This is a genomic window from Mesorhizobium sp. 128a (assembly GCF_053848025.1).
In genome coordinates, this window is sequence record NZ_JBSPKY010000003.1 from 149,681 (window position 1) to 172,502 (window position 22,822).

22 protein-coding genes and 1 pseudogene are annotated in these 22,822 nt (G+C 62.8%); 15 read left to right on the plus strand and 8 right to left on the minus strand.

Translation table 11 applies throughout. The features are described 5' to 3' along the window. Positions 1-74: 74 nt before the first annotated feature. Positions 75-3,023 carry a DNA polymerase I gene (gene polA / locus ACWTU9_RS06980; protein WP_455857936.1) on the minus strand — a complete coding sequence of 983 codons (2,949 nt, stop codon included), beginning with the start codon at positions 3,021-3,023 and terminating at the stop codon, positions 75-77. A 486-nt stretch (positions 3,024-3,509) separates the two neighbouring features. Between polA and ACWTU9_RS06985 the strand changes: the two genes are divergently transcribed. The 5 genes from ACWTU9_RS06985 (at position 3,510) to ACWTU9_RS07005 (ending at position 6,465) form a co-directional block, all read left to right on the plus strand. Then, entirely contained in the window at positions 3,510-4,895 is a 1,386-nt protein-coding gene (locus ACWTU9_RS06985) for a M20/M25/M40 family metallo-hydrolase (protein ID WP_455857667.1), read from the plus strand. Between the two features lie 79 nt (positions 4,896-4,974). Then, a complete protein-coding gene (locus ACWTU9_RS06990; protein ID WP_455857668.1) occupies positions 4,975-5,595 on the plus strand; it encodes a ribonuclease D in 621 nt (206 codons plus the stop codon). Positions 5,596-5,723: 128 nt separating this feature from the next. Continuing rightward, positions 5,724-5,930, plus strand: a complete 207-nt coding sequence (locus ACWTU9_RS06995; protein ID WP_455857669.1) for a hypothetical protein — start codon at positions 5,724-5,726, stop codon at positions 5,928-5,930. Positions 5,931-6,038: 108 nt separating this feature from the next. Next, on the plus strand, positions 6,039-6,293 hold the full coding sequence (locus ACWTU9_RS07000; protein ID WP_455857670.1) for a GlsB/YeaQ/YmgE family stress response membrane protein: 255 nt from the start codon (positions 6,039-6,041) through the stop codon (positions 6,291-6,293). A gap of 25 nt (positions 6,294-6,318) precedes the next feature. Then, positions 6,319-6,465 carry a hypothetical protein gene (locus ACWTU9_RS07005; RefSeq protein WP_455857671.1) on the plus strand — a complete coding sequence of 49 codons (147 nt, stop codon included), beginning with the start codon at positions 6,319-6,321 and terminating at the stop codon, positions 6,463-6,465. Between the two features lie 281 nt (positions 6,466-6,746). On the opposite strand, the gene ACWTU9_RS07010 is transcribed toward ACWTU9_RS07005, so the two are convergent. Further along, a complete protein-coding gene (locus ACWTU9_RS07010; protein WP_455857672.1) occupies positions 6,747-7,658 on the minus strand; it encodes a hypothetical protein in 912 nt (303 codons plus the stop codon). A gap of 189 nt (positions 7,659-7,847) precedes the next feature. Here ACWTU9_RS07010 and ACWTU9_RS07015 point away from each other — a divergent pair, with 189 nt between their 5' ends. Both ACWTU9_RS07015 and ACWTU9_RS07020 read left to right on the plus strand, forming a co-directional pair. Further along, positions 7,848-10,139: a transglycosylase domain-containing protein gene (locus tag ACWTU9_RS07015; protein ID WP_455857673.1), complete on the plus strand. Its 2,292-nt coding sequence runs from the start codon at positions 7,848-7,850 to the stop codon at positions 10,137-10,139. A 63-nt stretch (positions 10,140-10,202) separates the two neighbouring features. Further along, the gene (locus ACWTU9_RS07020) at positions 10,203-10,955 is read left to right on the plus strand and encodes an SDR family NAD(P)-dependent oxidoreductase (protein ID WP_455857674.1); all 753 of its coding nucleotides are present in this window, start codon (positions 10,203-10,205) and stop codon (positions 10,953-10,955) included. Positions 10,956-10,975: 20 nt separating this feature from the next. Here ACWTU9_RS07020 and ACWTU9_RS07025 read toward each other — a convergent pair whose 3' ends face one another. Continuing rightward, positions 10,976-11,896, minus strand: a complete 921-nt coding sequence (locus ACWTU9_RS07025) for a zinc-binding dehydrogenase (protein ID WP_455857675.1) — start codon at positions 11,894-11,896, stop codon at positions 10,976-10,978. Between the two features lie 110 nt (positions 11,897-12,006). Between ACWTU9_RS07025 and ACWTU9_RS07030 the strand changes: the two genes are divergently transcribed. Further along, positions 12,007-12,813, plus strand: a complete 807-nt coding sequence (locus tag ACWTU9_RS07030; protein ID WP_455857676.1) for an AraC family transcriptional regulator — start codon at positions 12,007-12,009, stop codon at positions 12,811-12,813. Positions 12,814-12,817: 4 nt separating this feature from the next. On the opposite strand, the pseudogene ACWTU9_RS07035 reads toward ACWTU9_RS07030, so the two are convergent. The 3 genes and pseudogenes from ACWTU9_RS07035 to ACWTU9_RS07045 form a co-directional block, all read right to left on the minus strand. Beyond that, positions 12,818-13,029, minus strand: a pseudogene (locus tag ACWTU9_RS07035) (sodium:proton antiporter); the annotation flags it as partial. Positions 13,030-13,106: 77 nt separating this feature from the next. Continuing rightward, positions 13,107-13,556 (minus strand): baeRF12 domain-containing protein, encoded by a 450-nt coding sequence (locus tag ACWTU9_RS07040; protein WP_455857677.1) that lies wholly within the window; start codon positions 13,554-13,556, stop codon positions 13,107-13,109. 166 nt (positions 13,557-13,722) lie between these two features. Then, positions 13,723-13,977, minus strand: a complete 255-nt coding sequence (locus tag ACWTU9_RS07045) for a hypothetical protein (protein ID WP_455857678.1) — start codon at positions 13,975-13,977, stop codon at positions 13,723-13,725. Here ACWTU9_RS07045 and cysG point away from each other — a divergent pair. The 7 genes from cysG to ACWTU9_RS07080 all read left to right on the plus strand — a co-directional run bounded on the left by cysG (position 13,976) and on the right by ACWTU9_RS07080 (position 21,390). Further along, positions 13,976-15,427 carry a siroheme synthase CysG gene (gene cysG / locus ACWTU9_RS07050; protein ID WP_455857679.1) on the plus strand — a complete coding sequence of 484 codons (1,452 nt, stop codon included), beginning with the start codon at positions 13,976-13,978 and terminating at the stop codon, positions 15,425-15,427. The two genes, ACWTU9_RS07045 and cysG, sit on opposite strands and share 2 nt — an antisense overlap. Then, on the plus strand, positions 15,424-15,717 hold the full coding sequence (locus tag ACWTU9_RS07055; protein ID WP_455857680.1) for a DUF2849 domain-containing protein: 294 nt from the start codon (positions 15,424-15,426) through the stop codon (positions 15,715-15,717). Before cysG ends, ACWTU9_RS07055 begins: the two co-directional genes overlap by 4 nt. A 46-nt stretch (positions 15,718-15,763) precedes the next feature. After that, entirely contained in the window at positions 15,764-17,434 is a 1,671-nt protein-coding gene (locus ACWTU9_RS07060) for a nitrite/sulfite reductase (RefSeq protein ID WP_455857681.1), read from the plus strand. Further along, positions 17,409-18,173, plus strand: a complete 765-nt coding sequence (locus ACWTU9_RS07065) for a phosphoadenylyl-sulfate reductase (protein WP_455857682.1) — start codon at positions 17,409-17,411, stop codon at positions 18,171-18,173. The genes ACWTU9_RS07060 and ACWTU9_RS07065 overlap by 26 nt, the downstream gene beginning before the upstream one ends. Before the next feature lie 170 nt (positions 18,174-18,343). After that, positions 18,344-18,877 carry a DUF934 domain-containing protein gene (locus tag ACWTU9_RS07070; RefSeq protein WP_454586026.1) on the plus strand — a complete coding sequence of 178 codons (534 nt, stop codon included), beginning with the start codon at positions 18,344-18,346 and terminating at the stop codon, positions 18,875-18,877. A 93-nt stretch (positions 18,878-18,970) separates the two neighbouring features. Further along, entirely contained in the window at positions 18,971-20,575 is a 1,605-nt protein-coding gene (locus tag ACWTU9_RS07075; RefSeq protein ID WP_455857683.1) for a GMC family oxidoreductase, read from the plus strand. 194 nt (positions 20,576-20,769) lie between these two features. After that, positions 20,770-21,390 carry a DJ-1/PfpI family protein gene (locus tag ACWTU9_RS07080; protein WP_455857684.1) on the plus strand — a complete coding sequence of 207 codons (621 nt, stop codon included), beginning with the start codon at positions 20,770-20,772 and terminating at the stop codon, positions 21,388-21,390. A 50-nt stretch (positions 21,391-21,440) separates the two neighbouring features. On the opposite strand, the gene ACWTU9_RS07085 is transcribed toward ACWTU9_RS07080, so the two are convergent. Beyond that, entirely contained in the window at positions 21,441-22,463 is a 1,023-nt protein-coding gene (locus ACWTU9_RS07085; RefSeq protein ID WP_455857685.1) for a fatty acid desaturase, read from the minus strand. Positions 22,464-22,547: 84 nt separating this feature from the next. Beyond that, positions 22,548-22,748, minus strand: coding sequence for a hypothetical protein (locus ACWTU9_RS07090; protein ID WP_454586023.1), 201 nt, complete (start codon positions 22,746-22,748; stop codon positions 22,548-22,550). Between the last annotated feature and the right edge of the window lie 74 nt (positions 22,749-22,822).

A 22,822-nucleotide genomic window follows, 5' to 3' on the forward strand; every position in this document is an offset into this window, starting at 1 on the left:
GGCATCAGCCATTTTCGACTCGGCCTGACCTGAATCTCGACGTCCCTACGGCGGGACGCCGCAAGGGCTGGGCGCTAATGCGCCTCATCCCAGTTGTTCGCCGCCCGTGCATCGACATGCAGCGGCACCGACATCGAAATTGCCGGCATCGGCGCGTTCTCCATGACGCGGCGCACAACGGGGATCGTCGCCTCGACTTCCGCTTCCACCGTCTCGAAGATCAATTCGTCATGCACCTGCAAGAGCATGCGGGCCGACAGGCCGGCCTTCTCCAGCGCCTCGTCCATATGCACCATGGCGCGGCGGATGATGTCGGCGGCGGTGCCTTGCAGCCTGGCGTTGATCGAGGCGCGCTCGTTGAAGGCCCGGATCGACGGGTTTGACGACCGGATTTCCGGATAGTGGATGCGGCGGCCGAAGATGGTTTCGACGAAGCCATGCTCGCGGGCATAGGCCTTGGTCGCCTCGATATAGTCGCGGATGCCGGGGAAACGCTCGAAATACTTCTTGATGTAGGCGCCGGCTTCCTCGCGCGGGATCGACAGCTGGTTGGCGAGGCCAAAGGCCGAAATGCCGTAGATGATGCCGAAATTGATCGCCTTGGCGCGGCGGCGCACTTCCGAAGGCATGCCTTCGACCGGCACGGAAAACATTTCCGAAGCGGTGATGGCGTGGATGTCAGCGCCGTCGGCAAAAGCCTGCGTCAGCTGCGGAATCTCGGCGACATGGGCAAGCACGCGCAATTCGATCTGGCTGTAGTCGGCCGAGACCAGTTTCTGGCCCTTATCGGCGATGAAGGCGGTCCTGATCTTGCGTCCCTCGGCGGTGCGCACCGGGATGTTCTGCAAATTGGGATCGGAGGAGGACAACCGGCCAGTTGTGGTTGCGGCGAGCGCGTAGGAGGTGTGCACGCGCTTGGTGTCGGGATGGATGAAGCCGGGCAGGGCGTCGGTATAGGTCGATTTCAGCTTGGTCAGCTGGCGCCAGTCGACGATCTTGCGCGGCAGTTCGTGACCTTCGGCGGCGAGATCTTCCAGAAGCTGCGCCGAGGTCGACCATTGCCCGGTCTTGGTCTTGGAACCGCCGGGCAGACCCATGCGGCCGAACAGGATGTCGCCGAGCTGCTTTGGCGAGCCGATGTTGATGCGCTCGCCGACGAGGCCGTAGATTTCCTCTTCCAGCCGCGCCGCACCTTGCGCCAACTCGCCCGAGAGCCGCGACAGGATCTGGCGGTCGACCGAGATGCCGCGCTGTTCCATCCGGGCCAGGACCGGCACCAGCGGCCGCTCCAGCCGCTCATAGACCGAGACCAGTCCCTTGGCAGCCAGTCGCGGCTTCAGCACCTGCCACAGCCGCAAGGCCACGTCGGCATGGCCGGCGGCGTAGGCGGTTGCCCTGTCGATATCGACCTGTTCGAAGCCGATGGAGCTCCTTCCCGAACCGGCGAGCTCCTTGAGCGGGATCGTGGCGTGGCCAAGCCATTTGTCGGCAAGAGACGACAAAGTGTGGTGGCCGGTGCCGGCGTCGAGCACGTAGGAGATCAGCATGGTGTCGTCGAAGGGCGCGATATCGATGCCGTGGCGGCTCATGACGACGATGTCGTATTTGGCGTCCTGGGCGATCTTGAGGACCGATTTGTCCTCCAGCAAGGGTTTCAGCAGCGCCAGCGCCTCGCGAACCGGGATCTGGTTTTCCAGTGTGCCGCCGCCGAGCAGGTCGCCGGCGCCGCTTTTGTGGGCGAGCGGCACATAGGCGGCGCGGCCGGGGCCAATCGCCAGGGAGAAGCCGATGAGGTCGGCAAGCATCGGATCGGACGATGTGGTCTCGGTGTCGAAAGCGACGATGCCGGTTTCCTTCGCCTGGGCCAGCCAGCTCTTGAGCGTTGCCGTGTCGCGGACCGCGACATAGGCGCCGGGATCGATTTTGGCGGAGGACGCCGCTTCGAGACGAAGCGCTGAAAGCAAAGAAGGGGTATCGCCGGCCTTGGCGGTATCGGCCTTGGCTGCAGCTTGTTCTGCTTCGCTGGTTCCGTCGCCGCGGGCAACTGCCGGCGCGCCAGACCCGACATCGGGACCGTGCGCGGTGTCGGCGCGCTCGACAGTTACAGCGACGGCCTGGACGTCGCCGGCCTCGGTGCTGGTCGCCTCGGCCACGCGGCGGGTCAGCGAGGTGAATTCCATGGTCTTGAGGAAGCCGATCAGCTTCGGCCCGTCCGGTGCGTGCAGCACGAAATCGTCGAGCCCATCGGTGACCGGCACGTCGTTCTTTAGCGTCACCAGCTGGCGCGATATCCGAGCCTTGTCGGCATTGGCGATGATGGATTCACGTCTTTTGTCCTGTTTGATCTCGCCGGCGCGCGCCAGCAGCCCGTCGAGATCGCCGAACTGTTCCAGCAATTGCGCCGCCGTCTTCGGTCCGATGCCGGGCACGCCGGGCACATTGTCGACGGAGTCGCCGGTCAGTGCCTGCAGGTCGATCATCTTTTCGGGCGGCACGCCCCATTTTTCGATCACCTCGGGGATGCCGATCTGGCGGTCCTTCATCGGGTCGTACATGCCGACCGTGGGGCCGACCAGTTGCATCAGATCCTTGTCGGAGGAGATGATGGTGGTGTCGCCGCCGGCTTCGCAGGCCAGCTTGCAATAAGTGGCGATGAGGTCGTCGGCCTCGAACCCTTCCATCTCGATGCAGGGCAGGTTGAAGGCGATGGTTGCCTGCCGGATCAGGCCGAATTGCGGGATCAGGTCTTCGGGCGGCGCGTTGCGGTTGGCCTTGTATTCCGGGTAGAGCTCATTGCGGAAGGTTTTCGACGAATAATCGAAAATGACCGCGAAATGCGTCGGCACAATTCCTACATCGGTGTTGCGGGCGTCCTGCATCAGCTTCCACAGCATGTTGCAGAAGCCGGATACGGCGCCAACCGGCAGGCCATCGGATTTGCGGGTCAGCGGCGGCAGCGCGTGGTAGGCACGAAAGATGTAGCCGGAGCCGTCGATAAGGAAGAGATGATCGCCTTTTTTCATGCCGGCAGGGATAGCGCGGCCAAGCTTCGCGGTCCATGGCAAAGGCGGACTTCCAACAGGGTTGCGGCGACATCCTGACAGAGACTGCCTCAAAGCCGCCGGATGCCCGGGGCGCTCACGGCCATGTTACAAAAGTGTAATTTTCTTGCCCTTGAAACGCCACGTTCGAAGACACAAATACAGGTCATCGGCAGTTTTCGCCGAGTCCGGAGCAAGGCCCGTCCCCCGCCTATCCCGGACAATTGCGGCAGCCTATCCCCCCTCTCCGGGCTGCCGCATCGTTTCGAGTAAAAGGCCGCCGTGGTTCCCCCTCCACCACGGCGGCTCTTTTTTGCCCTCAGCAAACAATTGCGTGGCCCATTAGAGCGCCGTGCGTCCTATCGGACGCACAAAGGACGCTCTAAAACTTTGAATCTGCTGCATCGAGCTTTTCGTTTTGATGCGCTGCCTTTACGGTCCCGGCACCGAAAAGAAAGGCCCGCAATAATGTCCACGATTTCCCCTGTCCTCGACCGTCTCGACGCAAATCTCGACCAGAGCCTGGAGCGCCTGTTCGGTCTGCTCCGCATCAAGTCGATCTCCACCGAATCCGACTACGCCGCCGACTGCCGCAAGGCCGCGGAGTGGCTGGTGGCGGAGCTCAAGCTGATCGGCTTCGACGCGTCCGTGCGCGACACGCCGGGACATCCGATGGTAGTGGCGCATCATGAAGGGCCGGCCGGTTCGCCGCATCTGCTGTTTTACGGCCATTACGACGTGCAGCCGGTCGACCCGATCGAGCTTTGGGAGAGCAGCCCGTTCGCGCCGGCGGTCAAGGAGGTCGAGCCCGGCCACAAGGTGATCACCGGCCGCGGCTCGGCCGACGACAAGGGGCAGTTGATGACCTTCGTCGAGGCCTGCCGCGCCTGGAAACAGGTGCATGGCAATCTGCCCTGCCGCATCACCATCCTGTTCGAGGGCGAGGAGGAATCCGGCTCGCCGTCGCTGATACCGTTCCTGAAGGCCAATGCCGAAGAACTGAAGGCCGATTTCGCGCTGGTCTGCGATACCGGCATGTGGGACCGCGAGACGCCCTCGATCTGCGTCTCCTTGCGCGGAATGGTGGGCGAGGAGATCACCGTGAAGGCGGCCGATCGCGACCTGCATTCGGGCCTTTATGGCGGTGCTGCCGCCAACCCGATCCGCATCCTGGCGAAAATCCTGGCCGATATCCATGACGAGAATGGCCACATCACCATTCCCGGCTTCTATGACGGGGTCGAGGAGACGCCCTCGCAGATCCTGAAATCATGGGAGACGCTCGGCGAGACCGCCGAGACCTTCCTTGGGCCTATAGGCTTGTCGATTCCTTCGGGTGAAAAGGGCCGCTCGGTGCTGGAGCTGACCTGGGCGCGGCCGACGGCCGAGTTCAACGGCATCATCGGCGGCTATACCGGCAAGGGCTTCAAGACGGTGATCGCCGCGGAGGCGTCGGCGAAAATCTCCTTCCGTCTCGTCCACACGCAGAACCCCGAAAAGATCCGCGCCGCGTTCCAGAAATTCGTCAGGGAGCGCATTCCCGCGGACTGTTCGGTCGAGTTCCACCCGCATGGCGGCTCGCCGGCGATCCAGCTTTCCTACGACTCGCCGTTCCTGGCCAAGGCCAAGAATGCACTGTCCGACGAATGGCCGAAACCGGCGGTGACGACAGGCAGCGGCGGCTCGATTCCGGTGGTGGGCGACTTCCAGACCTATCTCGGCATGGAATCGCTGCTGGTCGGCTTCGGCCTCGACGACGACCGCATCCACTCGCCGAACGAGAAATACGAACTGACCTCCTTCCACAAGGGCCAGCGTTCCTGGGCGAGGATTCTCGATGCGCTGACGCGCTGAGCGACGGAAAACCAGTTTCTGGTTGATTTTTCAGCGGATCGCGGCGAGGACCACCGTAAACCGCGATCCGGAGAAGACGATGAGCGATATCCGCTTCCACAAAAACGATCTGCCCGACCTGTCCCGCTATAATGTCGATGCGGTGGCGATCGACACCGAGACGCTGGGGCTGAACCCGCATCGCGACCGGCTCTGCGTGGTGCAGATCTCGCCGGGCGACGGCTCCGCCGACGTGATCCAGATTGCGCCCGGCCAGAAGAAGGCGCCGAACCTGGTCAGCCTGCTCAGGAATCGCGGCATAACCAAACTGTTCCATTACGGCCGTTTCGACCTCGCGGTGCTCTACAACGCCTTTGGCGTCATGCCGGAGCCGGTGTTCTGCACCAAGATCGCCTCGCGGCTGACCCGCACCTATACCGACCGGCACGGGTTGAAGGACATCTGCTTCGAGATGCTCGGCGTCGGCCTGTCGAAGGCGCAGCAATCGTCGGACTGGGCGGCCGAGACCCTGTCGCCCGAACAGCTCGAATATGCCGCTTCCGATGTGCTCTACCTGCACCGTCTGCGCGAAGTGCTGGCTGGACGGCTGGCGCGGGACGGAAGGACCAAGGAAGCCGACGCCTGCTTCCGTTTCCTGCCGACGCGTGCCAAGCTCGATCTGATGGGCTGGGACGAAGAGGACATTTTTGCCCACAGCTGAGCCGTCCTCGTGGCCCGTTTGGAACCAGACCCGCCACGTGGCGTTTCTGTCGACTCAAATTGTTCTGCGCAATTCCGGACGAAAAACCGCTGCACACTTTTCCTGGAATTGCTCGACGAGGGGATGACATGGCAGACCGCAAGCCGATAGCGACCGCCCCTACGGACGGGTCCAGGGTCACAGTTCTGTGGAAGGACGGTACTGGTGTCGTCAGCGAATCCGTCGGGCAATATCGCGACGGCGCCTGGTGGGTCTACACCGACAGCGATACCCAGAAGAAGGTCGATCCAACGAGTTGGCGGCCGGCCTTCAGCGACGATGACGACGACCAGTGAGCGCCGCTGGCGAGATCACGCACTTTCACATAGCCTGAAACCGTTGATAACGAGGCCGATTCGGGGCCTTCCGCTTCGTCGCCGCCTCTCTTACTGGAGGAACCTGCCATGGACGTCCAAACCCTTCTCATCTTCCTGATCATCGGCGCCATTGCCGGCTGGCTCGCCGGCCTCATCGTCTCGGGCTTCGGCTTCGGCCTGATCGGCAACATCGTCGTCGGCATCATCGGCGCCCTCATCGCAGGTTGGCTGTTCCCAAGGCTGGGCTTCGCCATCGGCGGCGGCATTCTGGCTGCTATCATCAACGCCACGATCGGCGCCGTCATCCTGCTGGTTCTGGTCAAGGTCTTGAAACGAGCGTGATGCTAGAGATCGACAGGAGCGCGCCATGAAACAGAACCCACTCTATCTCATCATCGGCGCGCTCGTGGTCGTCGTCATCGTGCTCGGCGTCTATCTCTATCGCGAGCAGACCAAGCCCAACGGCGTCGAGCTCAAGATCGACGACAAGGGCATTTCGATCCAGCAGAATTGAGTGGAACCCCGCTCTGAAACCAATTGTATCCACATTGCTTCGCGCGCCTTTGACTGAACGGCATTGCCTTCATTGAAAGGCGTTACAGAAAAGACGTCTCGAATGCTCGGTGCTACAGGCCCGTGAAAAAAGGGTCGATTGTTTCTAAGCGTTCGCTTTGCTGCCGGCAACTGCACCGTCGGAGAGGCTGTTCACAAACGATTTGAGCAAATCCTCGCTTCCACTGGTCGCCATCGTATCGATGCCCAAAAAGACACCTGCGTCGGGGCCGCCACGGACCCTTAGGCCGAAAGCTTCTGACTCAGCCAACCGAGCGCTTCTGCCGGAGAGAGCATAGAAAATACATTGGTGTAAAAGCCTGCATCGAATCGCAAGGCTCGCTCCGAGAGATCAATAACGCTACGGTCATTCGGCCCTATCACCAATTCGACCAATGCAAATTGTGTTAGTTGCTCGGCTCTGCCTTGCGATTCGATGACAGCGTGAAGGTAGAATTGAGGCTTAGCAAATCCGAGGCACAACTTGTGGTGCCCGAATATGGAGTCTCTTTCGCCGCGAACATAGAGCGTATCGTTTCTGGACTGCACAGTCCATTCAACAGGAGTTTGGCCGTCCGTAACAACTCTTAATTTTCGAAGTTCACTGTGATCGATATCTTTGACAACATCGCTATCAACAGAGGCTGAAATTTCCAAGAATTCTGCCGGTATACCCATATCTGAAATATACCGAGCTATTCTCGATGACAGTATCTGCGACCGACCGATGTGACTAGGTGTAGGATCTCGAAATGAGAATTGATGGACGCCAAAGCGATCATTTTCGCGCAAGAACCTGAGCCGGCCACCGAGATACATCAAGGTTGCCGCACTCATGCATTTGCCCGTGAGGAACCTCCGCTTGCTATATATGTCTCTGTTCTCGGGCTGATTTTCAACGTCTAATATGTACTGTCCGACGTGTGTTGAAAACCAGTTCTCCCTGATTTGGCGGCCTATCTCTATGGCGGCTTCCACGCTTCCACCGACAGAGTCGATATACAAATCTGTGCGATATGGAACCTGAGATTTCCTGAGGAAATCCGAGAATTTCTCATCATCGCCAAGTTCAACCCGCCCAAAGGCGTTGATGCAGCGATGGCCACCCATCATTTCTTCGTAAGGGGTTTGAGGCGGGGTGTACTCAAACTGCAAAAGGACATCCTCCATCGGCCTAAAAAATGCTAGTTGCTGCCAGCTTGGGAAGCTAGCCCTTCGCAAACGAATTTAGAAATTCTTAAGAAATTTCAAAAGGGTGCATAAACCCTGCTTTAACGCGCCCTTAAACTGCCGCATCTACCCTGCAACCCGAGCGCCATTGGCACCGGGAAGACAGCGCAACGCATGGCGAACCGCAGAGACAATCGCATCGAACCCAGCTTCGAGGGATCGCCAAAGGCGAAATCTTCAGCCGGTTTTTCGGTGAACGAGGAGGATCGCGTCGTGCCGGGCAATCGCAAAACCTCCACGGCGCGCAAAACCTCCAAGGGAAAATCATCGTCGCGCGGCCGGCGCGGCAAAGGCCGGCGCGGCCTGTTCGGTGCGCTGGCCCGGATGTTCTATTGGTGCTTCGTGCTTTGCATCTGGGGCGGCATCGCGGTGGCCGGCATTGTCGTCTACTACGGCGCCAAGATGCCGGCGGCCACGACCTGGTCGATCCCCGACCGCGCCCCAAACATCAAGATCGTTTCGGTCGACGGGCAGTTGCTCGCCAACAGAGGCATGAGCGGCGGCGAGGCGGTCGGCCTGCACGAAATGTCGCCCTACATTCCCGAAGCCGTCATCGCCATCGAGGACCGCCGCTTCTATTCGCATTTCGGCATCGATCCGATCGGCCTGTCGCGCGCCATGGTGACCAATGTGCTCGGCGGGCATTTCTCGCAGGGCGGCTCGACGCTGACCCAGCAGCTGGCCAAGAACCTGTTCCTGAAGCCAGACCGAACGCTGGAGCGTAAGGTGCAGGAAGTGCTGCTGTCGCTGTGGCTGGAGCACAAGCATACCAAGGACCAGATCCTCGAAATGTACCTCAACCGGGTCTATTTCGGCTCCGGCGCTTATGGCGTCGAGGCGGCCTCGCGCCGCTATTTCGGCAAGAGCGCGCGCGATGTTACGCTGTCGGAGGCGGCCCTTCTCGCCGGCCTGTTGAAAGCGCCATCACGGCTGTCGCCGGCGCGCGACCCGAAGGCCGCGGAACAGCGCTCGCAGCTGGTGCTGGCCGCCATGCGCGATGAAGGGAAGATCAGCGCCAAGGAACTGGCCTCGGCAATGAGCGCGCCGGCGACGCGCGCACCGTCCTACTGGACCGGTTCGGAAAATTATGTCGCCGACACCATCATGGAAGAACTGCCCGACCTGATCGGTGACGTGCGCAGCGACATCGTCGTCGACACGACCGTCGATCTGAACCTGCAGAAGCTGGCAGAACAGTCGATCCGCCGGCTGATCGACGACAGCGGCAAGAAGCTCAATGTCAGCCAGGGCGCGCTGGTGTCGATCGACAATTCGGGCGCGGTGCGCGCCATGGTCGGCGGCTACGACTATTCGACCAGCCAGTTCGACCGTGCCTCCGAGGCGCGCCGCCAGCCGGGCTCGGCGTTCAAGCCGTTCGTTTATATGGCCGCGCTCGAGGCCGGCCGCACGCCCGACAGTGTGCGCAACGACGCGCCGATCAAGATCGGCAAGTGGACGCCGGACAATTACGGCGGCAAGTACTTCGGCAAGGTGACGCTGGCGACCGCCTTGGCGAAATCGCTCAATTCGGTCGCCGCACAGCTGACCATGGAGGTGGGCCCCGACGCGGTGGTCGAGGCGGCGCACCGTATGGGCATTCAGTCCGATCTGACGGCCAACACCTCGATCGCACTGGGAACCTCGGAAGTGACGCCGCTGGAGCTGACATCGGCCTATGTTCCCTTCGCCAATGGCGGCTACAAGCCCGACATCCATTTCATCCGCCGCGTCACCACGGCCGAAGGCAAGGTCCTGTTCGACGACAATGGCGGCAGCGCGCCGCGCGTCGTCAAGCAGGACATTGTCGGCATGATGAACTCGATGATGACCGGCACGGTCGAGATCGGTACGGCGAAGAAGGCGGCCTTTGCCTGGCCTTCGGCCGGCAAGACCGGCACCAGCCAGAACTCGCGCGACGCCTGGTTCGTCGGCTACACCGCCAATCTGACCACCGGCGTGTGGTTCGGCAATGATGACGGCACGCCGATGAAGAAGGTGACCGGCGGCGCACTGCCGGCACAGGCCTGGCACGAGTTCATGGTTGCCGCGCATGAAGGCGTGCCGGTCAGGCCGCTGCCCGGCACCTGGAAATCGACGCCGCCCGACACCATTGTCCCCGACGACATACCCTCCGCCGGCAACAATCAAGTGGCGCCGGTCCCGTCGGCGTCGGTCGGCCAATCAGCTCCGGCGGCTGCCCCAGCGGCTCCCGCGACCGCCCAGGCTCCTGCGCCGCCGGTCCGCGCTGTCCGCCGCCCGGCCGAAACCGTCGATGCCGACGGCTTCGACATGCCCGGCGACGGCGGCACCACAGCTTCGATCAAGCATCCGGTACCGCCCGGCAGCGTCGGCGGCCCGACCAAGAAGCGGAAGACGTCGATCCTGGATATTCTCGGCGGCGGGTGAGCGACAAGTAGGCTCTCGCCAGCAAGGTTACCTTCGGCTACATCTCCGGCCGGAGACCGCGACATGACCGAGACCGACACCCGCAAAACCATCGTGCTGACCGGCGCCAGCCGCGGCATCGGGCATGCCACCGTCAAACGCTTTTCGCGTGAGGGCTGGCGGGTCATCACCTGCTCGCGCCAGGCCTTTGCCGAGGATTGTCCGTGGCCGGCGGGGCCGGAGGACCACATCAAGGTCGATCTGGCCGACCAGGAAGATGTCGGCATCGCCGTTTCCGAGATACGCCACCGGCTGGAGGCGCATGGCGGGCAACTGCACGCGCTGGTCAACAATGCCGGCATCTCGCCCAAACTCAAGGACGGTAACAGCCGGATGAACTCGATCGACACACCGATGCATGTCTGGCGCGACGTGTTCCAGGTCAATTTCTTTGCGCCGATCATGCTTGCGCGCGGCTTGTTCAAGGAGTTGGCGGCGGCCAAGGGCTCGATCGTCAACGTCACCTCGATCGCCGGCACCCGCGTGCATCCTTTCGCCGGCACGGCTTACGCGACGTCGAAGGCAGCGCTCGGTTCGCTGACGCGCGAGATGGCGCATGATTTCGGCCCGCACGGCATCCGCGTCAACGCGATTGCTCCGGGCGAGATCGACACGGCGATCCTGTCGCCGGGCACCGACAAGATCGTCGAGACGATCCCGCTCCGGCGCCTCGGCACGACCGCGGAGGTCGCTGACATCATCTTCTTCCTGTGCTCGCAGCAGGCGTCTTACGTGACGGGCTCGGAAATCCACATCAATGGCGGCCAGCACGTCTAGAGGGTCAAGCCAAGGACTGCTCATCCGGCGATGGTGAGGACCGCCTTGCCGCTGAAGCTGCGCTGCCGCAGGGCGTCCAGGGCTTGGCCGATATCCGTCCACGGAACGGTCAGGGACACGCGGGTTTCCAGCCGGCCAGCCGCGACCAGAGCGAGCAGGGAGGCGATATCAGCGCCGATGCCCGCACCTGATGTGTAGTAAGCGAAGGTCTGAAGCCGCGCACCCTCGTGGCCGGGAACGAACTGTCTGAAGCCAATTGGCGTCAGTTCGCCGCTGCTCGAGCCGAACATGACGATGGTGCCGCCCGGTGCGACGCGTTCGATGGCGCGGGCGAGGCTTTCACCGCCGACCGACTCGGTGATCAGCGAAAACGGCCCCTCAGCCCGCTCGATCGACTCGACGACCTGCCCGGCTCCCAGCTGACGAAGATCGTCGTTGTGCCGGGCGGCGGCAATCGCGGTCACCGCGGCGCCTTGCTCGCGGGCGATCTGGATCTGGAAACGACCGACCGCGCCGCTTGCGCCGGTGATCAGGACCTGCTGTCCCGCGAGTTCGCCGGCATGACGCAACGTCCGCAGCGCCGTCGTGCCCGCAACCGGAAGCGTCGCGGCGGAGGCGAAGCTGACCCCATCCGGGATGACGGCGAGACGGTCGGTCGGAACGGCGACACGTTCGGCCCATCCGGCCTCGTCGACCAAGGCGGCAACCCGGGCGCCAACGACCGGCCCGGAGCCGTCGGCAGCTGCCCGTTCGACAACTCCAACCACGTCCTGGCCGGGTATCCATCCTTCCGGGCGTATAGTGAGCAGGCGCAGTTCGCCACGATTCAGCGAGGTTGCGTGGACGCGGACAAGCGCCTCGTTGGCGAGCGGCTGGGGTTCGTCGATCTCGGCGGGCCCGAGCCGGGTGGTGCTCTCGGGAGAGATGACAAGGGCGCGCATCGGGAGCCTTCCTGCTGGTTGCGGATGCCAGCCGCAAAGCCGGACCCTATCGACTTCCTCGACCAAAGAATTTAGCTATCATGGCGAATAGTTGCTAAAAGCAGTCAATCGTGAGACAGCCTCTCCGGTATCCCTGGCTCAATTTCGATGTCGACGATGTGCCCGCGCCGGCGATTGCGGTGCGCGTTGAAGTCCCCGAGACCAAGGCAGAAGTGTCCGCCCACTGGCATCGCAAAGGGCAACTTGTCTTCGCGCTCGGCGGTGGCGTCACATGCCGCGTCCCTAGCGGGCTATGGATGGTGCCGCCGCATTGCGGGGTTTGGATTCCCGGCGGGATGGAACACAGCAACATCGCCACCGCCAATGCGCGGATTTTCTTCGTCTACATCGAGCCGGGAGCTGCCGATCTGCCGGATCGGTGCTGCACGCTGTCGATTTCGCCGCTGCTGCGCGAGCTGATCATCGAACTGTCGGACTGCGCACCGGACGATGACAGGTGCGCTTTCCTGGGAAGCGTTCTGCTTGCCGAACTGCCTGATATGCCGGTCCAGCAGCTGCATCTGCCGATCTCCGCCGAACCCCGCTTGCGGCGGATCGCCGAAGCGCTGGCGCAAGATCCCGCCGATCGCAGCACATTGGCGGAATGGGCCAGTCGCGTCGCGCTCAGCGAAAGCAGCCTCGCCCGTCTCGTGGTGAAGGAGACCGGACTGAGCTTCGGCCGCTGGCGCCAGCAACTGCATTTGATCGTCGCCATACGGGAACTGGCCGCCGGCGCCAGCGTACAGCAGGTCTCGGGCGATCTCGGCTATGAATCGGTGACGGCTTTCATCACCATGTTCAAGAAAGCGCTTGGCAAGCCGCCGGCAAAGTATCTCGCCAGCGTCGCCCACAATGGCGGCTCTGCCTTCGTGGCCTGATTGGTTAGGCTGCCGACGGCTCGGGCATCTGTGGCTTATGGCCGATGACTTCCTCAACAATGCCGCGGGCGATTTCGCGTTCGCCCATGATGACGGTGTCGGCGCTGAGACCCTTCAGATGCTCGACCTCGGCATCGGAATGGGCGCGCGCGATGACGTTGATGCCGGGGCGCGGGACCTGAGCACGACCTGCCCGGCCTCGAAAAAAGGTGGGATGCCGAAAAACGAAAGGCGCGCGCAGCAAAACCTGCGCGCGCCTGAGACCTGATACCGGATGGTCATCCGGTTAATTTTCAGGCTGCTTGAAGCATTGCCTCGATGTCCATCAGAGGGCGGTTGGTCAATGTCTTCGGTATTTCGGCCTGCACCTTGTCTGTGACTTCCTTGTGCAATTTCTTGCGCATCGTTCCGAGCACAAGCGGCGGCGCGATCAGCACCATGTCGCTAAAGATGCCGTGATGAGCGAACTTGTAGAGCCGATCCGCAATCTCTTGCGCGAAGCGTTCCTTGCCCTGCCGGTGCCAGTCGGTGTCCTCGACCGCGCTGCGGTGCACGGAAGGGCCGTCATTGTAACGGCCGGGACTGTCGCTGCCTTGCTCGCGCGTGGCCGGATTGTCCTGCTTCATCTCCTGGAAGAGCTGCAGGTTCGGATAGAGATTGTCGCCTTCGTTCTTCAGGAACAGCGCTTTCTCGCCATCGGCCACCATGACCAACAGGCCATGTTTCAGGTTGATTTTGTTCATCGCGTGCTCCTGCTTGAAGGGTTCAAATTGAGCCGACTGATGTCGGCGTCGGCGGGACCAGAACGCATGGCGGAACGGGAACGTTCCACTCCGTTCGCCGGGCTCGCGTCGAGCCCATATTCGGTCGATCGAACCGGCTATCGCAGCGGCGTCCGTGGTGGTGGCTTTAATCTACTAAATTGGTAGAATTTAGAAAAAACAATTTTGCGGCCTGACCTGCTCCCGGATAAAAGAGCCGCAGAACAAGGCCTGCGGCAGCAGCTTGAATCCGCCCGATAAGCCGATCTGGAATATTTTTCTCTTCGCCTTCAGGCTTGCGGAAAACCGATTGCCTCTCGTGTGGGGATGCGCGAGTGGGTTCCTTCAGCTTTTTCACGCCCGCGCGTAAAACTGCCGCCTTGTACCGGAATCTGTTCGTCATGCCGCAGGTCAATCCCAAGCTCAACGCGTTCCCCGTCTTCATGCGGGTCGAAGGCGAAGCTGTGGTCATTGTCGGCGGCGGCGCCGAGGCGCTGGCCAAGGCGCGGCTGCTCGATCAGTCGAGCGCGACACTGCGCATCATCACTGACACGGCCGATGCCGAATTGCTGGCCTTCATCGCCGCGACCGGCGCCACCCACGTCGCCGCTCTCTACGATGCCGCGCATCTCGAAGGTGCGGTCATGGTGTTTGCCGCCAGCGGCAACGAGGCGCTCGACCGTCGCGTCGCTGAGGATGCACGCCGGCGGGGTATCCCGGTCAACGCCGTCGACAGGCCGGAGCTCTGCGATTTCTTCACCCCTGCGCTGGTCAACCGCGCGCCAGTCGCCATTGCCATCGGCACCGAGGGCGCCGGCCCGGTGCTGGCGCAGATGCTGCGCAGCCGCATCGACCGCATGCTGTCGCCGTCGCTCGGGCCTCTGGCAACGCTTGCCGCCTCGTTCCGCGGTGCAGCCGAAAAGCTGCTGCCGAAAGGCAATGCCCGCCGCCAGTTCTGGGGGAGTTTTTTCCAAGGCGCGCCGGCCCGTGCCGTCGAGGCCGGTGAGCTCTCGCAGGCGCACGACGCCGCCGTCGATCTGTTGCTGTCGAAAGCACCGGCTTCGGGCCACATCGCCCTGGTCGGCGCCGGCCCCGGCGCCGAGGATCTTTTGACGCTGCGCGCGCACCGGCTTTTGATGGAAGCCGACGTCATCGTCTATGACGCACTGGTGCCGGAGGCGATCGTCGCTATGGGCCGCCGCGATGCCGAACGCCTGCCTGTCGGAAAACGCAAGGGCTGCCACACCAAGAGCCAGGCCGAGATCAATGCGTTGCTGGTCGATCTCGGCGGGCAGGGCAAGCGCGTCGTGCGGCTGAAGTCGGGCGACCCGCTGGTGTTTGGCCGCGCCGGCGAGGAGATGGCCGCACTGCGCGATGCCGGCATCGCCTATGACGTCATCCCCGGTGTCACCGCTGCCTTCGCCGCCGCCGCCGATTTCGAACTGCCGCTGACGCTGCGCGGCGTCTCGTCGTCGATGGTGTTCACCACCGGCCATGATCTGAAAGGAAATTCGCTGCCGGATTGGGCCAAGCTTGCCATCTCCGGCGCGACCGTCGCCGTCTATATGGGCCGCTCGGTCGCCGCCGAGGTTGCCGGACGGCTGATCGAGGCCGGCCTGTCGCCGGACACGGCGGTCGCGGTGGTCGAGAATGCCAGCCTGCAGAACCGCCGCCGCTTCCACGGTACGCTCGCCGATCTGCCGTCGCTGGAAGCGCGCGCCGATCTGACAGGCCCGGTGATGACCATCATCGGCGATGCGGTCGCCGGCGCCAACTTTGAACGTTCCGAGCCGCTCGCGGCACATAGTCATGAGGGCGTCGCCAATACGGTCGCCGCAGAGGTCGAACAATGAAGATACTGACCGCAAACCGCCTCACCGACGGCATCGCCGTCTGGTACGCCGATGGCGGCTGGGCCGAGACGGTGGACCACGCCGACCTCGCCCATGACAAGGCGGCCGAAGATCGGCTCGAAGCGATCGGCGCCAAGGCCTATGCCGATAATGATGTGGTCGATGTCAACCTGATCGACGCCGAAGTGGTCGATGGCGTCGTCGAGCCGGTGCGGCTGCGCGAAAAGATCCGCGCCGCCGGCCCGACCATCCGCAACGATCTGGGCAAGCAGGCCGAGCGGGCGGCATAGCCAGGATTTTGAGTAAAACGGGCGGACGCGCCCTGAAAGACGAAGCATGTACCGTTACGATGAGTTCGACCACGATTTTGTCCAGGCCCGCGTCGCCGAGTTCAGCGACCAGGTCGAGCGCCGGCTGTCCGGCGAAATCACCGAAGAGCAGTTCAGGCCGCTGCGGCTGATGAACGGCGTCTATCTGCAGCTGCATGCGTACATGCTGCGCATCGCGGTGCCCTATGGCACGCTGAACGCCGCGCAGCTTCGCATGCTCGGTCACATCGCGCGCAAATACGACAAGGGCTACGGCCATTTCACCACGCGTCAGAACATCCAGTTCAACTGGCCGGCGCTGTCGGACATTCCGGCGATCCTGGCCGATCTGGCCAGTGTGGAAATGCACGCCATCCAGACCAGCGGCAATTGCATCCGCAATGTCACCGCCGATCACTTCGCCGGTGCCGCTGCCGACGAAGTCGCCGATCCGCGCCCCTACGCCGAGATCCTTCGGCAGTGGTCGTCGGTGCATCCGGAATTCTCGTTCCTGCCCAGAAAATTCAAGATCGCGGTGACCGGGGCCGAACGCGACCGCGCCGCCATCCAGACGCATGATATCGGCCTGCATCTGAAGAAGAACGAAGCTGGCGAACTGGGCTTTGCCGTCTATGTCGGCGGTGGCCAGGGCCGCACACCGATGGTGGCGAAGAAGATCCGCGACTTCCTGCCGGAAGCCGACCTTCTGTCCTACTGCACGGCGATCCTGCGCGTTTACAATCTCTATGGCCGCCGCGACAACAAGTACAAGGCGCGCATCAAGATTCTGGTGCACGAGACCGGCGTCGAGGAAATCACCCGCCAGGTCGAGGCCGAGTGGCAGGAATTGAAGGACGCCGAACTGAAGCTGCCGGACGCCGACATTCGCGCCATCGATGCCTATTTCGCCCCGCCTCGGCTGGTGGATCGGCCGGAAGGCGACGCGGCGGTCAAGCTCGCACGGCTCGATTCCAAAAGCTTCTCGGACTGGCTCGACCAGAACGTTGTGACGCATCGGCATCCGGATTATGCGGCGGTGACGATCTCGCTGAAGGGCATCGGCGAGGTGCCGGGCGACGCGACCGACAGCCAGATGGAAGCGGTCGCCGACATCGCCGAGAAATACGCTTTCGACGAGCTGCGCGTCAGCCATGAGCAGAACCTGATCCTGCCGCATGTGGCGCGCGCCGATCTCAAGGCCGTCTATGACGCGCTGGTCGACATCGGCCTGGCGACAGCCAATTCCAATCTGATCAGCGACATCATTTCCTGCCCCGGCCTCGACTATTGCGCGCTGGCGACCGCGCGTTCGATCCCGATCGCCCAGGAGATCTCGCTTCGCTTCGCCTCGCTGGAGCGGCAGCGCGAGATCGGTGAACTGAAGCTGAAGATCTCCGGCTGCATCAATGCCTGCGGCCATCACCACGTCGGCCATATCGGCATTCTCGGCGTCGAGAAGAAGGGCTCCGAGCTCTATCAGGTGACGCTCGGCGGCTCGGCCGACGAGAACACGTCGGTCGGCGAAATCATCGGCCGCGGCTTTTCCTCGGAAGAGATCACCGATGCCATCGAGCAGATCGTCGACACCTATCTCGGCCTTCGGCTCAATCCCAGTGAACGTTTTATCGACGCCTACCGCCGTGTCGGTCCCGCGCCGTTCAAGGAGGCGCTCTATGCTGGCGAAACCAAGGCCGCTTGACCGTATCGTCGACGTCGACGACAGCATCGCCGCGAAAGCGGCGGGCTTCGATGCGCTATATGGGCATCTGAGCGCACTCGAGATCATCGAACGTGCGGCCGGTGAGTTGTTTCACGACGAGATCGCCGCCGTGTCGTCGTTCGGCGCGGATTCGGCCGTGCTGTTGCACATGATCGCCAAGGTCGACCGCACGCTGCCGGTCATCTTCCTCGACACCGGCAAGCATTTCGAGGAGACGCTCGGCTACCGCGACGCGCTGGTCGCCGATTTCGGGCTGACCAACGTCAGGGTGATCAAGCCCGAGGAAGCAGCGCTTGAGCGGATCGACCCGACCGGCAACCTGCACCAGAGCAACACCGATGCCTGCTGCGACGTGCGCAAGGTCGAGCCGCTGGCGCGTGGCGTCGCACCGTTCCGCGCCTGGTTCACCGGCCGCAAGCGTTTCCAGGCGTCGACGCGGGCGGCACTGCCGGTGTTCGAGGCAGTCGGCCCGCGCGTGCGCATCAACCCGCTGGCGCATTGGACGACATCGGACCAGGCCGACTATATGCGGGCGCATGCGCTGCGCGAAAATCCCTTGGTTGCCTACGGTTATCTGTCGATCGGCTGCTTTCCGTGCACGCAGCCGGTGCAGCCCGGCGAGGATGCGCGCAGCGGCCGCTGGGCCGGTCATGCCAAGACCGAGTGCGGCATCCATCTGTCGGGCTTGGAGAAGTCGCTGACCGACGCTTCCCTTTAGGACGTGTTGATATTCAGGTGAGGCCGGTCTGCAAATGGCTGCTACCTGCGCTTCCGGTGCTCACGTACTTCAAGTACGCTCCGCTCCGGTTCTCGGTATCAGCCATTTTCGACTCGGCCTGACCTGAATCTCAACACATCCTGAGCTGTTTGAATTTTTAGGAATTTCTTATGACTGAACCGACGACACCGGAGACCCGGCTCTGGACCCAGACGGGTTTTCGCGAGGACGAGTGGAGCCACGCCGAAAGCGCCGAGGCGCTGGCGGGCAATGGCCGCTTCATCCTGCCGCTGCAGGCATTTCTCGGCCTTGATGCTGAAGTGCGGCGTTCGGCCAAGGAGCGGCTTGGCGTTGCGCTGCAGCCCGGTGACCAGCTGGAAAAGATCGCTGACCTGCTCGACCAGCTGTCGCTGGTGGCGCTTGCCTTTCCGGCCTTCAACGACGGCCGCTCGTTTTCCAAGGGCGAGTTGCTGCGCAGCCGCTACCATTTCGAGGGCGCGGTTCGCGCCACGGGCCAGGTGCTGGTCGACCAGCTGCCACATATGCTGCGGCTCGGCTTCGACGAGTTCGAGATTTCGAATCCGGTGCTGCTGAAGCGGCTTGAGGAAGGCCGCATCGGCGGGCTGGGGCTCTACTACCAGCCGACTGAAGCGTCGGAGCCGAAGGGACCGAAATACTCCTGGCGGCGCGTTCGCGACAGCTGACGCAGCGGCAATTCCACCCGCCTTTACATCGGCTGAAATCAGGCCTTCTCTTGGCTGTCCGGACGGAAATATCCGCCGGCCAGGGAGGGAGACATGGACTTCGACTATGTCATCGCGGGCGGTGGCTCGGCCGGCTGCACGCTTGCCGCAAGGCTGTCCGAAGATCCTTCGAAAACGGTTTGCCTGATCGAAGCCGGCGGCGAGGGCAAGGATTTGCTGGTCCGTGCGCCGGCGGGCATCATTGCGCTGTTGCCGGGCCGGCCCAAGATCAACAACTGGGCGTTCGCGACAGTGCCGCAGCAAGGGCTCGGCGGCCGCAAGGGTTACCAGCCGCGCGGCAAGGCGCTGGGCGGCTCCAGCGCCATCAACGCCATGCTTTACACGCGAGGGCATCGCAGCGACTACGATGAATGGGCGGGTCTCGGCTGCGAGGGCTGGTCGTGGGGTGAGGTGCTGCCCTATTTCCGGCGGGCCGAAGGTAACCAGCGCGGCGCGGATGCGCTGCATGGCGGCGACGGACCACTCAGGGTCGGCGAACAGCAGGAGCCGCGCCCGATCGCCCGAGCCTTTATCGAGGCCTGCGGTGAAAACCAGATCCGCCGCAACGAGGATTTCAACGGACCGGAACAGGAAGGGGCAGGGCTCTATCAGGTCACGCAGTTCTGGGGTGGGGCCAGGAATGGCGAGCGCTGCTCGGCGGCCGCCGCCTATCTGCATCCGGCGATGAACCGGCCGAACCTCACAATCATCACCGGTGCGCACGCCACCGGCATTGTGCTCGACGGCAAGCGCGCCACCGGCGTCCGCTATCGCAAGGGCAACAGCGAGTCGGTGGCCAAAGCCAGGCGCGAGGTCATCGTTTGCGGCGGCGCCTTCGGCTCGCCGCAGCTCCTGCTTCTATCCGGCATAGGTCCTGCGGACGAGCTTGCCGCGCAGGGCATTGCCGTCGCCCATGAGCTGCCCGGCGTCGGCAGGAACCTGCAGGACCATCTCGATTTCATCCTGGCCTGGACATCGAAGAATGCCGACATGATGGGTATCGGCTTGCGCGGTCTGCCTAGCCTGCTCAAGCATATGGCACGCTGGCGCAGAAACGGCACTGGCATGATTGCCACGCCCTATGCGGAAGCCGGTGCCTTCCTCAAATCCGATCCGGCGGTCGACAGGCCCGATCTGCAGCTGCATTTCTGCATCGCCATCGTCGACGATCACGGCCGCAAGCTGCATCTGGGCTACGGGTTCTCATGCCATGTCTGCGTGCTTCGGCCGCATTCGCGCGGCGAGGTCGGGCTGTCGAGCCCGGACCCGTTGGCGCCGCCGCGCATCGATCCTCGCTTTTTATCTGACGAAAGGGACGGTGACCTGCTGCTCAAGGGTGCCAGGATGATGCGCGCCATATTGGAGGCGCCGGCGCTGGCGAAATACCGCGACAAGGAAATCTATACCGCCGGCGTTACCAGCGACGCCGAGTTGATGGGGCATATCAGGGCGCGCGCCGACACGATCTATCACCCCGTCGGTACCTGCAAGATGGGCGTCGATGCCATGGCCGTGGTCGATCCTGAGCTCAAGGTGCGCGGTCTGCAGGGGTTGCGCGTCGTCGATGCCTCGGTCATGCCGACCTTGATCGGCGGCAACACCAACGCGCCCACCATCATGATCGCGGAAAAGGCGGCCGACATGATCAGGGCCGCCTGACCTTTTAAGTCATTGGTCGGACCACGTTTGATGTTTCTCCTGGGCCGCGTCTGGAAGGCCCGAATTCCGATGGGAAACTGTCTTATCTGGTAAGACCAATTGTGCGATTTGGTCTTTCCCTGTCGCGAGCATGCCCTTAGGATAAGGCCATTATTTCGCGATCCGAAATGTTGGCCAGCAAGGGAGGAACCGGCATGGCAGGCAAGAAGATATTGATGCTCGTTGGCGAGTTCAGCGAGGAGTACGAGATTTTCGTATTTGAACAGGCCATGCATGCGGTTGGCCATACGGTGCACGTCGTCTGCCCCGACAAGAAGGCCGGCGACATATTGAAGACTTCGCTGCACGATTTCGAAGGCCACCAGACCTATACGGAAAAGCTCGGCCACGACTACATCCTGAACAACACGTTTTCCGAGGTCGACCCGGCGCAATACGATGCCGTCTACGCCGCCGGCGGGCGCGGACCCGAATATATCCGCATCGACAAAAGGGTGCAGGCGCTGGTCAGGCATTTCCACGAGACCGGCAAGCCGATCTTCACCATCTGCCATGGCGTGCAGATCCTGATCGCGGTCGATGGCGTGGTGCGCGGCCGGGAAGTCGCGGCGCTGCAATATTGCGAGCCGGAAGTGACGTTGGCCGGAGGCATCTACATCGATGTCGCGCCGACCGGCGCCCATGTCGATGGCAACCTGGTGTCGGCCAAGGGTTGGCCTGGCCTCGCCGCCTTCATGCGCGAATGCCTGAAGGTGCTCGGCACGGAGATCCGCGATGGCAAGGCGCTGATGCGCGACGAGCGCAAGGCTGCTTAAGCAGCTTCTGGAGAAAATACCGCCGCGCCTCTGGCGCGGTGGGGATTATTTCAGGCGGTGGCGCGCGCTTCGCGAAACGAGATCAGCTTGCGGCTTTTCTCGTCCCACAGCGCCAGCTTGACGCAGCGCAGGCTGTCGAGCAGCGTGACGCGGCCGATGCCGCGCAGTTCCGGATAGTCGCGGAGCACTTCCTGCAGCCGGTAGCCCGGCACCTTGGCCGAGAGATGGTGGACGTGGTGGACGCCGATATTGCCGGTGAACCAGTTCAGCACCGGCGGCAGGTCGTAATAGGACGAGCCGTGCAGCGCGGCACGCTGGAACTCCCACTCTTCGTCCTTCGCCCATTCCGTCTCCTCGAACTGGTGCTGGACGTAGAACAGCCAGATGCCGGCCGAACCGGCGAGGACAACGATCGGCAGATGGACAACCAGGAAAGCGCCGGGGCCGATCCACCAGATGAGCAGAGCCGCGGCAATCGCAATGGCGAGATTCGTCGTCATCGTCGACACCCAGGGCGTCAAGCCGCCGCGCATCATGCCGATCGGCAGTCGCTGCTCGAAGATGAACAGCCAGATCGGCCCGAGGCCGAACATCACCAGCGGATGGCGGTAAAGACGATAGGCAAGGCGTCCCCGCCATGACAGCTGCCGGTATTCGGCAACCGTCAGCGTCCTGATGTCGCCCATGCCGCGCTCGTCGAGATTGCCGGCGCTGGCGTGATGCGTCGCATGGGCGCGCCGCCAGCAATCATAAGGCGTCAGCGTCAGCACGCCGAGCGCGCGGCCGATCCAGTCGTCGGCGGTGCGGTTGGCGAAGAAGGAGCCGTGGCCGCAATCGTGCTGGATCATGAAGATCCGCACCAGGAAGCCGGCGGCGGGAAGGATGAGGATCAGGCCCCACCAGTGGCCGTAGGAATAGGCGGCCGAAGAGAGCGCCCACAGCGTGACGAAAGGAATGAGGGTGATGGCCAGTTCGAGGGCGCTACGTCGCCGGTCGGGCTTCTTGTAGCGCGCCAGAATCTTCAACCAGGCGCGCTTGCTGTTGGCGGCCGTCTCAGGGGAAATCATGTTCATCAGGAAGCATAGGTTTGGCTTGCCGTTGCCGCAAGGCACGGCTCACGCAAAATTACTGCGCATAATTGTCGCGCGATTGCGTCGCTATTGCCGGCGTTGGTCGCCCGCCACGCTGGCTTCTATGCCGTCCAGACGGTCGAGCAGGTCCCGAAAATGCTCCGGAATGTCGGCCTCGGTGGTGAATGCCGGCAAGCTGCGCAGGAAACGCTTCGTTGCCTCGGTGCCGAACTGGCGCCTGATATCGGCGGCGAGTCCTTCGCTCCTGTTGCCGCTATTGCCTGTCATTGTCCCAAAAATCCTGTGTTGGCTTCGAAACTCCTCCGGCCACGGAATGGTTCCCCCATAGCGGGATATTGGCA

Bases quoted from the DNA above. Each gene is read 5' to 3' on its own strand.
- polA (WP_455857936.1), bottom strand. From the start codon at position 3,023: ATGAAAAAAGGCGATCATCTCTTCCTTATCGACGGCTCCGGCTACATC.
- ACWTU9_RS06985 (WP_455857667.1), top strand. From the start codon at position 3,510: ATGTCCACGATTTCCCCTGTCCTCGACCGTCTCGACGCAAATCTCGAC.
- ACWTU9_RS06990 (WP_455857668.1), top strand. From the start codon at position 4,975: ATGAGCGATATCCGCTTCCACAAAAACGATCTGCCCGACCTGTCCCGC.
- ACWTU9_RS06995 (WP_455857669.1), top strand. From the start codon at position 5,724: ATGGCAGACCGCAAGCCGATAGCGACCGCCCCTACGGACGGGTCCAGG.
- ACWTU9_RS07000 (WP_455857670.1), top strand. From the start codon at position 6,039: ATGGACGTCCAAACCCTTCTCATCTTCCTGATCATCGGCGCCATTGCC.
- ACWTU9_RS07005 (WP_455857671.1), top strand. From the start codon at position 6,319: ATGAAACAGAACCCACTCTATCTCATCATCGGCGCGCTCGTGGTCGTC.
- ACWTU9_RS07015 (WP_455857673.1), top strand. From the start codon at position 7,848: ATGGCGAACCGCAGAGACAATCGCATCGAACCCAGCTTCGAGGGATCG.
- ACWTU9_RS07020 (WP_455857674.1), top strand. From the start codon at position 10,203: ATGACCGAGACCGACACCCGCAAAACCATCGTGCTGACCGGCGCCAGC.
- ACWTU9_RS07025 (WP_455857675.1), bottom strand. From the start codon at position 11,896: ATGCGCGCCCTTGTCATCTCTCCCGAGAGCACCACCCGGCTCGGGCCC.
- ACWTU9_RS07040 (WP_455857677.1), bottom strand. From the start codon at position 13,556: ATGAACAAAATCAACCTGAAACATGGCCTGTTGGTCATGGTGGCCGAT.
- cysG (WP_455857679.1), top strand. From the start codon at position 13,976: ATGCCGCAGGTCAATCCCAAGCTCAACGCGTTCCCCGTCTTCATGCGG.
- ACWTU9_RS07045 (WP_455857678.1), bottom strand. From the start codon at position 13,977: ATGACGAACAGATTCCGGTACAAGGCGGCAGTTTTACGCGCGGGCGTG.
- ACWTU9_RS07055 (WP_455857680.1), top strand. From the start codon at position 15,424: ATGAAGATACTGACCGCAAACCGCCTCACCGACGGCATCGCCGTCTGG.
- ACWTU9_RS07060 (WP_455857681.1), top strand. From the start codon at position 15,764: ATGTACCGTTACGATGAGTTCGACCACGATTTTGTCCAGGCCCGCGTC.
- ACWTU9_RS07065 (WP_455857682.1), top strand. From the start codon at position 17,409: ATGCTGGCGAAACCAAGGCCGCTTGACCGTATCGTCGACGTCGACGAC.
- ACWTU9_RS07070 (WP_454586026.1), top strand. From the start codon at position 18,344: ATGACTGAACCGACGACACCGGAGACCCGGCTCTGGACCCAGACGGGT.
- ACWTU9_RS07075 (WP_455857683.1), top strand. From the start codon at position 18,971: ATGGACTTCGACTATGTCATCGCGGGCGGTGGCTCGGCCGGCTGCACG.
- ACWTU9_RS07080 (WP_455857684.1), top strand. From the start codon at position 20,770: ATGGCAGGCAAGAAGATATTGATGCTCGTTGGCGAGTTCAGCGAGGAG.
- ACWTU9_RS07085 (WP_455857685.1), bottom strand. From the start codon at position 22,463: ATGAACATGATTTCCCCTGAGACGGCCGCCAACAGCAAGCGCGCCTGG.
- ACWTU9_RS07090 (WP_454586023.1), bottom strand. From the start codon at position 22,748: ATGACAGGCAATAGCGGCAACAGGAGCGAAGGACTCGCCGCCGATATC.